At 52.7% G+C, this 13,103-nt stretch carries 9 protein-coding genes; 7 read left to right on the forward strand and 2 right to left on the reverse strand.

Annotation, left to right across the window (positions count from 1 at the left end):
• Positions 1–59 precede the first annotated feature (59 nt).
• The gene (locus tag DWW51_RS09045) at positions 60–1,172 is read right to left on the reverse strand and encodes an IS110 family transposase (RefSeq protein ID WP_231501629.1); all 1,113 of its coding nucleotides are present in this window, start codon (positions 1,170–1,172) and stop codon (positions 60–62) included.
• A 689-nt stretch (positions 1,173–1,861) separates the two neighbouring features.
• On the opposite strand from DWW51_RS09045, the gene DWW51_RS10440 reads away from it, so the two are divergent.
• The 7 genes from DWW51_RS10440 to DWW51_RS09075 all read left to right on the forward strand — a co-directional run bounded on the left by DWW51_RS10440 (position 1,862) and on the right by DWW51_RS09075 (position 10,824).
• Entirely contained in the window at positions 1,862–1,993 is a 132-nt protein-coding gene (locus DWW51_RS10440) for a hypothetical protein (protein ID WP_255413097.1), read from the forward strand.
• Positions 1,983–3,632, forward strand: a complete 1,650-nt coding sequence (locus tag DWW51_RS09050) for a DUF262 domain-containing protein (protein WP_117774265.1) — start codon at positions 1,983–1,985, stop codon at positions 3,630–3,632. Before DWW51_RS10440 ends, DWW51_RS09050 begins: the two co-directional genes overlap by 11 nt.
• A 168-nt stretch (positions 3,633–3,800) precedes the next feature.
• Entirely contained in the window at positions 3,801–5,636 is a 1,836-nt protein-coding gene (locus tag DWW51_RS09055; protein ID WP_158558663.1) for a P-loop NTPase fold protein, read from the forward strand.
• A 325-nt stretch (positions 5,637–5,961) separates the two neighbouring features.
• Entirely contained in the window at positions 5,962–7,512 is a 1,551-nt protein-coding gene (locus DWW51_RS09060) for a hypothetical protein (protein WP_117774267.1), read from the forward strand.
• Positions 7,464–9,617 carry a hypothetical protein gene (locus DWW51_RS09065; RefSeq protein WP_117774268.1) on the forward strand — a complete coding sequence of 718 codons (2,154 nt, stop codon included), beginning with the start codon at positions 7,464–7,466 and terminating at the stop codon, positions 9,615–9,617. The genes DWW51_RS09060 and DWW51_RS09065 overlap by 49 nt, the downstream gene beginning before the upstream one ends.
• A gap of 92 nt (positions 9,618–9,709) precedes the next feature.
• Entirely contained in the window at positions 9,710–10,045 is a 336-nt protein-coding gene (locus DWW51_RS09070; RefSeq protein ID WP_117774269.1) for a hypothetical protein, read from the forward strand.
• 74 nt (positions 10,046–10,119) lie between these two features.
• Positions 10,120–10,824 (forward strand): hypothetical protein, encoded by a 705-nt coding sequence (locus tag DWW51_RS09075; RefSeq protein ID WP_117774270.1) that lies wholly within the window; start codon positions 10,120–10,122, stop codon positions 10,822–10,824.
• A 186-nt stretch (positions 10,825–11,010) separates the two neighbouring features.
• Here the strand turns inward: DWW51_RS09075 and DWW51_RS09080 are convergent, their stop codons facing one another.
• The gene (locus tag DWW51_RS09080) at positions 11,011–12,339 is read right to left on the reverse strand and encodes a hypothetical protein (protein WP_117774271.1); all 1,329 of its coding nucleotides are present in this window, start codon (positions 12,337–12,339) and stop codon (positions 11,011–11,013) included.
• Between the last annotated feature and the right edge of the window lie 764 nt (positions 12,340–13,103).

Here is a 13,103-nt window from a genome sequence, read left to right on the forward strand (position 1 = left end):
ATTGGCGAAAATACGTTGGTGAAAATGGTGAAAAATATATTGACGCTAACACCGGCCCCCTACGCCTCCTCGGCCATGAGGCCGACCGCCCACACCCAGCAGGCGAGCTCGCGCGCCGTGGCCACGTTCGCCTTGTTGCTGTGGACCCCGCGCGCGAGCAGCGCCTCCCGCCTCTCGACCAGCCTCCGCACGCCCTTGGCGGCATGCCTGCGGGCGACCCGGTCCGGGGCCTGGCCCTTGGCGAGGTCCTTCGGCCGCCCCGAGCACGTCAGGTAGTGCCACGCGGCCTCGACCAGCGTCTTCCTCAGGTGCTTGTTGCCGGCCTTGGTGATCGCGCCCCTGCGGTCGCTCTCCCCGCTGGAGTGCTCGGAGGGCGTCAGGCCGACCCACGCGGCGAACGAGCGGGCGTTCCCGAACCTGGAGAACTCGCCGGCCTCGAACACGAGGTCGGCGGCCGTCGCGGTGTCGACGCCCTTGAGGCAGCGCAGGGAGTCGACCCTCCTCCTCCACCTGGGCTTGCGGGCCTCGGCCTCGACGAGCCCCTCGAGCCTCGCCTTCTCCTCCGCCGCCCGCCTGACCGCGTCGACGTAGTAGGCGAGCGCGTCGTTGTCGGCCCCCTCCGCGAACCTAATCGACTCGATCCAGGACCAGTGCGCCCGGGTCCAGTTGCCCTTCCTGCGGCCGGTGGGCGTCCTCTCGTCGAAGACGAGCCCGTGCCTTAGCAGGAACTTGGAGAGCCGCTGCTTCGAGCGCGAGAGGTCGTCCCTCGCGTCCTCGAGCGCCCTGGTCAGGTCGCGGGCGGCCTCGCACTCGTCGTCGGGGACCCACACCTCGACCACGTTGCCGACCGACAGCATGCGGGCGAGGAACTCGGCGTCGTTGCGGTCGTTCTTCCTGCGCCTGTCCGCGCTGGGCTTGATCATCTTCGAGACGGCGCCGACCACGCAGTCGACCCCCAGGCCGGAGAGCCTCTTCTGCAGGTCGAAGCCCGTGACCCCGGACTCGTACACGCACCTGGCCCCGGGGTCCACGGAGCGGACCCACTCCGCGACGGCGCCGGCGTCGTAGCCGAAGGTCGCGCAGCGCACCTCCCCGGTCATGACGTCGAGGGAGACTGCCTTTATCGAGCGGGCGTGGACGTCGAGGCCGACGAAGGTGGTAGTATCGAGCATGGGAGCCCCTTCCATGAATGCGGCGTGGCCGCCGCGGCTGAATTAGACACTCACCATTGTCGGCCTAATCCGCGGTCTTTCATGCAGCAGGGGCTCTCAATGTTTTTATGTCCTGCTCATATCGTCTGTAATCGGAACAGGTACGATTCTGCAAGCGTACCGGCATTTCAACGATTGCAGTATAAACGAAAAACCGCAGGTTGTAGACGAGTTTGGCGTGTTTCAAGGGCGCGGTAAGCATTTGCCGTTCCAAGCGATGTTGCGAACGCAGACTGGTGATTGCTTGCTGGCTTGTGGTGGTGTTTGGGTTGCTAAGCGAGGGCTGCTTGTTGCGTGGGTTGGTTTTATTGGTGTGGGTTTGGACACTGTATGGAGATGACGATGGCTGGAGCGGGGTAGGGAGTTGTGACGCGGATTGGGGATGCTGGGTGGCTGGCCGATTGCGTGCAACGGCCTAACGCGTTGTTTGCGGTGCACGGCCAATAGATCTCTGTAGGGGGCCTACCCAACGTAAGGCGTCTGAAGGCATTTCCCTGGAAGCTCGGGCTTCCTGGATATCTTGGCGATTAAGATGCGCCCCATGCTCAGCCGGCATATAGAATGGACTGTGGACGTGACGATTGCCTGCTGCTGACATGTTGGTTAATCGACGATGATGGCAGCGACGGAGATTGATTGGGGCAGTCGGCATGTTCGCGAGCGAAAAGGCGGCCCTGCTCGGCGATGTGCCGACTTTTATTGTAGCGAAGGCGTTGGTGACGCCGAGAGGCGGCAAGGCCGACAAAACTATTGCGAAGGCAAGGGATCAACATGGCATTTGAAGCACGTCAGAGTACGGTTGGAAAGCTGCTTAATGACTCAATCTATAGAATCCCTCGCAATCAGCGCGCTTACGTGTGGGATGAGCATAACTGGAAAGATCTATTCGAAGACATCAAGCTTGTGACAGAGGAAGTTGCTACGTCGCATTTCATCGGTTCGATAGTGCTGATGGAGGAAGAAGAAGAAGACAGCCTCGGGGTTTTTACAATAATTGATGGTCAACAAAGAGTTATTACCCTAACGCTCTTGCTGTCTAGCCTCATGTTCGCTTTCAAGAAAAGGAATATGATTAACCACGCTAATGGCACAAAAAAATATCTAGTGGCGATAGATACTAAGGATGTTGAGCACGCGATCGTCGCTCCGGAGAATCATTTATCATTAACGAGGATCGTCGAAGGAGTAATTGCTATCTCTCCTGAAGATGCGGCTGCCATGTCTGCTGTGGCTTTCTCGAAGAGCAAACGCGCGTCCGGATCAAAAGACGAACTGATCGTTAAAGCCTTCCAATATTTCAGTGCAAGTTTCGCCAAGATGAAGGATGAGGAGTTGCTGGCCTTCAGGGATGCGGTCATTTCTGTCGCATATGTAAACATCAAATCATCGTCTGAGGAAGATTCGTACACAATATTCGAAATATTGAATGCGCGAGGTATCGAGCTTGAGGACCATGAGCTTCTGAAGAACTATATTATGCGCTATATCCATCCTATAGAAAAGCGCGATGATGCAAAACAGGTATGGTCGGAAATTGAAGCAACAGTCGGCTCGAACATGAAAGCTTTTTTGCGTCACTACGCAATTCAAAAATATCGCCTAGGTCAAGGCGACAAGGATGGAGCATATAAGAAAATAAGGGATTTTACGGATCCAAAGAAGGCTGCTGATCTTCTCTATGATTTAAGGCTAAAAGCCGGATATTATGCAGAGGTTGTCGAGCCAACCAGCGATGACAGAAATGCGGAAATCTTGAGTTTCTTAAGAACACACAATGTCCGCGTCTTCAGGCCGCTTCTTATGAGTTTAATGCACGCTCGCGAAATAGAGCAGCTAACGAGCGAGCAGTATGATGATGCGATTGGATTTATTTACCGGTTCTATATTTGCTATAAGATAATCGGGGGAATGGAGTCGAACCACCTATCGGATTCGATCGTGAAACACTCATACGCAATCGAGTTGAACTGCACCCAGCAAGTGTTAGATGAGTGGAAAAATAGTTTTAACGAAAAACTGCCTTCAGAAGAAACATTTCGAATTAATCTCCTTTCGCTTGGATGGTCTCATTCGTGGCCGTTGTATAGCGAAACAAAGTTGAAGGATCGCTGCAAGTTGGTCCTTGCCTTGCTCGAGGAGCTTAAGTCTGGTGTTAGGGTTTCTGAGGCATTCACAATAGAGCACATTCTTCCGGATTCGCAGGCTCAGGAAAACTCGATTATTGGGAACTTGCTCATGCTAGAAGAGCGACTTAACGCGAAATGTAAAGACAAATCGCTTAAGGAAAAGCTGCCCATATACGCTGAATCGCGTTATGCCACTACAAGAGCTTTTGCTAAACGCTATGCGAATGGTTGTTTTGACGTTAAGAAGCGCGTTGATTTTATCGCGAAAGATTTGTTTGAAATGGTCATCCACTAGCTTGCACCGCGCGGCCGCGGCGCTTGAGCTCGTCAAGAAGTGCATCGACCCGGCGATAAGGCGGCAGGCCGAAGGGTTCGAATGGGATCCGAAAGCGCTGGAGTAGGCTCTCGCCTGGCCATAGGAAAGGTAAGGGTGGAAACCGATGGCGGACAAGGAGCGACCAAGGTGAACGAGGATGACATCATCGGCGTCGTGAGGGAGTACATCGAGGACAAGGAGAACTCGTACGCCCTCATGCTTACCGGGGAATGGGGATGCGGGAAAACCTACTTTGTCGAGCACGCACTGACCGAGAAGCTGGAGGAGGATGAGAGCCGGCATCCCGTCGTGGTGGCGTCCGCCTACGGCGCCAAGGACTTAGCGGAGCTCTGCGGGGCGATTGAGTCTGGTTTCATCTCGAAATACGCCATAGGGTGCGCGGCCGGCGGGGAGAGGGGCAGGTGGGATTCACTCGTCGGGTTCGCCAAGGACACGGGAATATCGTTCCTCGGGAAAAAGATCAGGGAGCTGGAGAAGAAGGCGGGCGTCGATCTCAAGATGGCGCCGCTGAATGCCGTGAACCTCATCATCGGCCCCGAGACCCTCCTCGTCATAGACGACGTGGAGAGGTGCGACATGGGCATTCGCGAGCTGCTCGGGGCGGTCGACCACCTCGTCGTTGGCTGCAGGAAGAAGGTCCTCCTCGTCTGCAACGAGGATGAGTGGAGGAAAGGGCTAGGACCGAAGGGGGAGAAGGGGACGACCAGGGAGTACGAGAGCCTCATCGAGAAGACCGTCTGGCGGAAGTGCCGGTTCAGGCCCTCGGTCGGCTCGGTTGTGGAACGCGTTCTGGGAGGCGTGCTGGGCGGCATCTACCCAGGCGCGCTCGAGGACGCCGTTTCGGCGATTGAAGGAAGCGAATCGCCGAACTTGCGATCCCTCAGCAAGATGCGCCCCGTGCTGGTCGGGATGAAGGAATCCGGGTTCTTCGCTGAACCCACCGACCCGGAGTCTGCCAGGGCAGTTTTCAAAGAGGCTTTCGGCTTTGCAGCGGGGGCGGCGAAGGGGATGCGCATCGGGCCTCCGTCAAGCCGGGAGGATTCCATCCTTAGGGGTGGCATTTTCGAGTCGCGCCGGCTCAAATACGCCGCTCTGGACTTCATCCCCCGCTTTTTCGAGAGGTGTGAGGGGGTCGATTCCAAGCATGTTCGTTCCTGCCTGGAAGATTACCTTGCGACCTTTCATCCCGACGGGCCGGCCGCGCGGAAAGCTATTGAATGTATCGAAGGCATCAGACACGCCACTTTCCGCGATGCCGATGTCCTTGGCATGGTGGAGACTTTAGTCGCCGGGATTGTCCCCGGGGACGGGAGCCGCGGCTTGTCGTTCGACGTCTATCCCGACGTCCTGCGTGCCGTCAAAGGCATTGCGGGGGAATTTGCTGACGCCTTTCCCGAAGGGGTCGCGCCGCTCGTCAAGGCGATGGAATCCTCCATTGGACGGGATCCCGAGTCTGCAGTGAGGTCAATCGGAAAGAATCGAGTCGAATGGCAGGAGATCCCTTTCGACTCGAGCGAAGCGCATGAGATTCCGGCTTTGGAGGAGGTCGACAGGCTGAGGGAGCTCGCCTTGACGACGCTACGCGAACGGGAGTCGGAGTCTCTTGGCAACGTCCTGATAAACGCCCCCGACCAATTCGCGACGAAGCTCTATCTGGCTTTCTCGAAATCAGATGACTGGTCGGAACCCATCCTGTCGCTCATTTCCCTCGACACTTCCCTCCTCGCGAGGGCGATGGAGAAGATGCCTCCCGAAGATATTCGGCTTGTGCACAGTGTCCTTTTTCCGGGCGACCACATGAGGTCGTGCACGGCCTCGCTCGAGGGCGAGGACAGGAAGGCCCTCGTAGCTTGGGCCAAGAGGCTCGGATCGGAGATCGGCAAGGTCGAGACCATGGAGTATTACCAAAGGATCTATTTCGACGCCATATCCAAGAGTCTCGAATGTCTTGCCGATATCTAGGATCCGCAGCTGTTGCCAAGTTGAAACGTGGCTTAGGATTTGCAGAAGATCTTCTAATGGCAGTCTTACGACAAGGACGAGGATGCCCTAATGCCTTGCCCAGGCTCCATCCAGCTCCGCCGCGCAGCTCTCGAACACGCACCTAACGGCGGCCATTTCCGACGGGGTCACGCGCCCTCCGCTCGCCTTATCCGAGGGCCTATGCGGCGGGGCTTGACTTCGAGGACGTCGTCGACTCGTCCCTCGAGCTTGTAAGGCTTGCTGAGGTAGGCGGACTAGAGTAAGAAAAGAGAAATCAAAAGGCGAATTTATCGCGAGGAGCAAAATGTCCCAAATAAATCAGATCCAAGAAGAGCTAAGGCAGATCGAAGGCGGGCGTTTTCAAACACTAGCAAATCAGTATCTATATAGGAGATATTCGCTTAACAACATCATTGAATTAGGATCCCAATGCGGCACGGATAAAACCACGACCGGAGTGCCAGACATGTACTCCGTAGGAGAGAATGGACACTACCTCTTCGCGGCATACACAACCTCTAAATCCGACATCCGCAATAAGCTGCTAAATGATGCTAAAGACTGCCTCGACAGGAGCAAAACCGGAATCAATCCGCAACTCATAGATCGAATCATCCTGTGCCACACATACTTTCGCCTTTCACCTCTGGTACTCGAGGAGGTCCGTGCCATCGATCCACGGATAGAAATAATCGGGCCAGAGACAATTGCGAGCGACCTTGATGGAAAATACCCTGCGCTAGCGCATACGGTATTGGGCGTTCCACTCGGAAAGGGATCATTCATCGCCCCAGACCGCTTCATCGAGCGAAGCCTGAACGACCGTTTCTCAACCGACCTGTCGAAGCTCCTCATGCACAGGGATTCCGAGTTTTCAGTCATCGTCGAATCGATAGAGCAAAACAAGGCAGTGGTGATTCAGGGGCAGTCTGGATCGGGGAAAACCAAGATCGCCCTCGACGCATGCCTCTCATTCAGCAAACGGCATCACTGGGATCTTCTTATCTTGGACTCTAGGTATTCATCGCATCTCGACGATGATATCGAGCTGATTTTGTCGGAGTCGGAAAACATTATCCTTCTAGTCGATGATGCAAACGGCAACCTGTCACTTGAGCACTTGCTGGGAATCTGTTTGGAAAACAAAAAGCTAAAGATTGTCCTCACCTGCAGGAAGATGCACCGAAGCGAGTTGACCGCAAAAATCGGCAGTTATCTAAATTTCAGAGAAATAGAGCTGGAGCCTCTAACCGCGGAAAATATAGAAGCGATACTCGAGACCGAATACAACATAAAAAACATAGCACTGAGGGAGAGAGTATCGGCAATCGCAAACGGAAACCTGCGCTTGGCTATCATGGCAGCAAGCCCCATAGCAGACGGCAATTTCGAAGCCATCCAAGAGCCATACGATCTTTTGAACATCTATATGAATTCTGCTTTAGCTGGGTACTCCAGCAGGGAGCAGCGTCTCGCAGAGAACCTTGCAATCTACGACTGCTGCGATCTTATTGAAGGAGACCCTTGTTACGAGGAACTCTTGGGGCTGGGGTACGACGACGCCGAGATTCGGGATTTTGCATCCAGATTGAACGACCAGGAAATTGTCACGATCCTTACCTCCGCCGATGGCGTGCTAGCCATAAGAATGGAAGAGCAGAATCTTCGCGACTTCTTGATATGCCGCCACTTCGCAAAAGAAGGGAACGGCAGTTTTGCGGATTTCATTCTGCATACCGCAGAAATGCCGACGCGCCGTATCTCAAAGCCGCCAAGTCAATGGCTGAAGTGTGCGGAAGTGCGAGCGTGTACGACTACCTTCGAAGGGAATGCGAGAAAGCTTGGGATGAAATAAAGAATCGGGATGCGCGAATTGCCGATCAGTTCATAGTCACATTCAATCAATTCCTCCCCATACAGGCGCTCGCCTTTGCCTCAAACCGCATCGAAAACGCTGATTGCGCTGACGTATCGGAAGAAATTCTCGGCATGAATTCGACATCCGACGGATCTATGCCCCTGCAAATTTCTGTATCCCTGATGAACTCAAGCGAGTATTCGCAAACAGCCTCCGAGTTGTTCGTGAAGTGTGTAGAAAGAGGCACCGAGCGAGCGGCCGAGTACAACTGGGCATGCGGGCCGGACGGCGCTTTCGCTTACGATCTCGATCGTACGGGATTCGATTTGGAAAACAGCAAACTCGATGCCCTCGCTCAAAAATATCAACAATCGCATTCCCGCAATGTTGCAGCATGTCTGATCGTCTTGACGAGTTCATACCTCTCTTCAAGGGCCCAACGCGTTTGTCAAAACGGCATAACGTACACATACAACACTTTGACCTTCAATTTCACATCAGAGCTGGCCGAGCTCCACGCCCATTGCTTCCGGGCGCTCTCCGTTCTGGTCGAAACCGAATTCAGCAGGCAAGTTAAATCCACTTTTCGGCAGCACTTCTCGTTCTATGGCAAAGAACCTGAAGCGGAGTACGCAGAAAACATGTATTCGGTGCTCTCGAGGATTGAAGAGCTATTCCCCAAATATATAACCGAAGACTCGACAATCGATCTCTTATGCAGCTTAAGCATCAACCAGATTTACGAAACATGCGCGCAGAATCCCCCTCTGAGCCTCGATGGGTTCCGCCAGAGCGCATTCGACGCACTTGGTCTGGAGAACTCCGAGTCTCTCGTAGAGAAAGAACCGAGGATATCCGCGGAAGAGTTACCGCTAGAACGACTGACCGAAGCCCTGGGAAAGCTAGCCGAAGATTATGAGATTTCCGATAAAGAGTGGGAGTCGGGCAGGGCTATCGGAAAAGTCCTTCTGGAAATCGCCAAAAGGACCCCAGATACTGCCTCAAGCATAATCGCACGCAATATCGCTTCGTCGCCCTCGACGATCCCTGTCCCGTACGAAGCACTTGATCATCTTGCTGAAACCATCGGCAGGAAGGTCCTTAGAAACGAGCTGGGCGCGGTGATCGACGTGAGTGACCATCCGGCCCTGTTTGACTATCTTGATTTGCTAGCAATAAAGAACGGGCCCGACAAGGAGGAGCTCGACGAAATTCTCGCAAGACTCGATGACGGCAGAACGCATCTCTGCTTGGAAGATTTGGAGATAGTCGAGCCAAAGCATCCTGGCTATATCCTCAAATATGCTTCTTGGCTTTCCGAACATATACACAATGATGGGGTTTGGCGGTTTTTCGGCAACTGCGGAGACGAAAAGCGCGTCTCCGCTCTAGATTCGTACTTCGAATCCAATCCCTCACCGGCCGTCAACCTGTATTTTCTCGCACTTGAAGGATATCCTACTTTCGACTATAACCTCGCTTTCCTACGCTGCCTTTTACGCCTTGACAGCTCAATGATTGACCGTTTTTTGGAGTACGTTGCCAACCTCGACTACCGACAAAGGCACGATCTCCTGCGAAGAATCAGCTCGTTTTGGACCGTCCAGGATGATCATGCCTGGAATCTGCTGAAAGCAATGATCGATGAAGCGCTGAGCGAACCACTCGGCAGGCTTGAAATAGCCGTTTTGTTTCCCGTTCATGACGCAAATGCGCTCTCGAGCGATATTTTTTGGGAGCGCTTGGAATATACCATCCGCGAAAGGATCGCCGACGCAAATAGCCTCGATAGAATTAGCTGGGCCTTGTCCGATTGCAATGACGAGACGAGGATTAGGGCTATCACCCTCATTCTGACGCTCGATAAAGACGGGATATCGATCAACCATTTGGATCTCCGTCGATCTTCAATGAGCGGGTCCCCTGAAAAAGGCTTTATTCCAGCAAAGCTCAAGGAGATTGAGGCGATTGACTCGATTGCTGCTCAGCTGCCCGCAGGTGTTGCATATTTAAAACACAGAGAATGGCTGTCAAAAGTGAAGTCATCAATTGAAAGAGACATCGAAGACGAAAAGTGGAGGCTATTCCACGGCAGGCAGTAATCGACTTTAACACCTAGAATTAGGAAAAGCCTCGGGGCTCCTGCCTAGCCCTTCGACCTGCACTGCGTGCAGAAGACGGTCGAGGGCGAACCGTGGTGCAGCTCCATGAGCTCGAGCTGCATCGCCCTGAACAGGTCCTCGGGCTTGTTCAGCAGCCGCTCGTCGATGTTTGTGTCAACGGCCTACTGAATACTGTTCAGTTTTACGCTACCACTGACAGCGAGGTCGAAGTGGCTCGTTGCTATTTCGAAGCCGCGCGCGCGGCGCGGAAGGGCGGCGTGGACCCCGAGGCCACTGCCTACAAGCTCGACAAGATGATTTGGTTGCTCTGCACAAGCGACTTTTACCTCGAAGGGGGTCTAAAGCTCTTTTCAACCAATGCACTTGTTGAATCGAACCTGAGCGCTTATTCGGGGGATGGCATTTAAATCGGAGCCACTTTCAGAAAAGCGGCGCTGCAAACGCATGCCAAAACTGGCAAATTATTATGAAAGGTAATCTTATGGCAAACGCAGAGGAATCAACTAAGGCCGGTCTATCGCGCTTGCAAGACGACGCAAGGCCGACTATTTGCAGCGACTCTCTCGAACTTATTTCGAATATCGCAGAGGTTGGCCTGGACGAAATTCTCCAAAACGAGTTCTTGAAGGACATCCCCGTCATCTCAAGCCTAGTGAGCATCTACAAAATCGGAAACAATATCCACAATGCGCATCTGCTGAAGAAGTATGCGTGTTTCCTCGATGAGTTCAACCGCGACTCTTTTGAAAATGGCTCATGGAACAAGTACAAGCAATACTTTGAAGAGTCAAATAGGAAGCGCGATATTGAGTACCTGCTTATCCTGCTCGAAAGATACATTGAGGAGGACAAAGCGCGGCGACTAGCAAAGATTTATGAGGCCTACCTAGATAAAGAAATTAGCTGGGACGATCTTCGTTTGTTTGCAGAGACTTTGGACAGATTTCTACCTGGAGACTACGAAATGCTTCGAGAAAAGGAAACTTTTCAGACGCTCAGAGGCAGAGATGCAGAAGTTCTTCTTCGATTAACCGGACTGGGATTGCTGATTGAGGATATCCATCGGCAGCAGTGGGACGTAGTAGATACGACGCTCATCTTCGACGATCCCGACGAAATTGAGAAAGAAGAAAGGGTTTATCGTAGGACCGAATTTGGAAACAGGATGGTATCTATACTTGGCTAGCTACTGCAGACAGCAATCTGAGCGCGCTCTTGTCGTCTTGGTTAAACTGCTCGGATCTACCAGTGATTTTTACTGCATTAGGCATTCGTAAAGGGAATCGGTTCTTCACGATTCGCATCCTTTCTAGTGCTGCCTTTATTTAATGATCGAGATATGCTCGGCGACTGCGGTGTTCTGCCCCTTAGGTTACAGACGGTTGTTTCTATTGAGCTTCCAGAGGAAATACATGGGGTTCTCTTTTGCCTTGGCTTCTCGCAAGAAATCTGCGGATTGAGATGCAACGGCCCCTATGCCGGCAGCCCCGAGGAAGGCCATGGCATCAGAAGGTGATGCGATTCCGTATTGCCCCAATGTAAAGCTCGCAATTCCGATAGCGGCTTCAATGCCTGCGGAGGTGACTAATCGGGATCGCTCGTTTTTCATCACTAAAGATATCTTGTGAAGCTCGGGCTCAATTAGGTCGTTCTTCAGGTCAGCTAATGTCGAGGTGTCGATGGGCCTTTCGCTCAGGCCTTTGGACAAGGTATCCCTAAACACAAGAAACGACTCTTCGTTTCTAATGCGGCAATCAAGGATGCTACGCAACGTTGCATTTTCAGCAATGGGGAGGGGGCAAGATAACCGGCGAATGGGTATGGTCTGATCTTTTCGAGGATAAAGGGTGGAAGTTGCGGACTCGAGGAACTCAATCTGAGCTGGACGAGTGGTTAAATACGAGCTATTCGAAAAATAGGGATTGACGAGGGCTTGAAAGCAATCGTCCAACAATGGCAGTAGGATAGTCAAGATGCCGCCTTTCTCCAGCATGTCTCTATCCAATCGCGTTTCGCCTTGGCTTGCATAGAGCGATTCGTATTCAGACGGGATTACCAGGAAATCGACATCCATCTCATCATGGGACCCATATGCATCCATTCCCTCAATCGCTACATACAGATTCCCATCTGGTGCTTGTTTTAAAGTGCACGAGGTAGAGGAACAGAATTGTCGTACGAGTTCATCCCAATAACTCGATATCAATCCTTTTGCTTTTGATTCTCTTTCGATTTGTCGCGCTAGGCAATCTTTGCAAAGAGGAATGTAATTGCTCGAAAATCCGAGTATTCCAGCTTTGACTATGTCTTCGACTCGCATGGTCAAATAGATCCCGAATGCAAGTTCATCGACTGAGACATAATCATCGTGCCCCATTTCGAATGCCGATTCTATAGGGCAATGAATCAGTGTTTTATCTGCATACAATGCTGAGAACTTTGCCAAATGGTAAATGTTTTGCTCTCGACAGGCATAGTCAGTGCAGGGGAATTTGCCTCCTTCAAGGGTGGAGTCAACAGAAAAATTGAACAGGGATTGATTTTCGATTTTTTCGATTGGGATAAGGGGTGCAAGGCCCCTAATAAAGGCGTCGAACCTCCTTTGCCCCAGTTCTTCTAGGTACGCAATTATTTCGGCAAGAGAGCTGTTCTTGAATGCGGCTAGATAAGAATAAAGGTCATCGTATGCATGAGTCGCCATTTCGCTCACCTACACTTTCGGAAAGAGTTTTGCGTCGTTATTTCCGAGGCGTCGTTGGGCTCGCAATCGACTCTAGTGTGCAGCTGCTTCTCGACGTACTCCCTCATGTTCTGCCTCCACATGTAACTAATTGATTTGCTATGTGCCATTATGAATGGTATATAGCAAATCAATTAGTTACATTTAATGGAGCATTGCGAGCGTGGCGCGCGCAAAGAAGAGTCGTTGTATGGAGGCTTCCGGCAACGGCCTTTTGTACGTCCGTGACTGTTGGGTGCTATCGCGGATGACGTCATTGTTGCCTGCACTCTCGATCCAAGGATGTAATTACGGAAGTGCGGGGAAAATCGAGAACCTTCGAGCACAACGCGATTTTTAGCACCAAAACCGCAGTTCGCGGAAGCGAAAACTGGGGCCTGGTTAGCATTTCTTCGATTTTCCCCGCACTTCCGAATTTGACCCCTTGCCGCACCTTGATCACGTCTTCAAGTGGCTGGTTCATCGCTAATGGAGTTTTCTGCGGTGCTTGAATTGCGGTGTTGTGATTAGGGCAAAAGGCTCTTGGCTCCGGGGAGGCTCATCGCACGAAAATTCAAGTTGCTGCTGAAGTAGGGCTTGCTTCGGCAGCGCTAACAATAAGGGCGGCTCTGCTAGTCTCGGGAGACCGCGGCATTCGGCGGGCCTGCCGAATGCCGCGGTCAGTAGCGGTCAGTAGCGGTCAGTAGCGGTCAGTAGCGGTCAGTAGCGGTCAGTAGCGGTCAGTA

It is taken from the genome of Collinsella sp. AF15-51 (assembly GCF_003462845.1).
Taxonomy (GTDB): domain Bacteria; phylum Actinomycetota; class Coriobacteriia; order Coriobacteriales; family Coriobacteriaceae; genus Collinsella.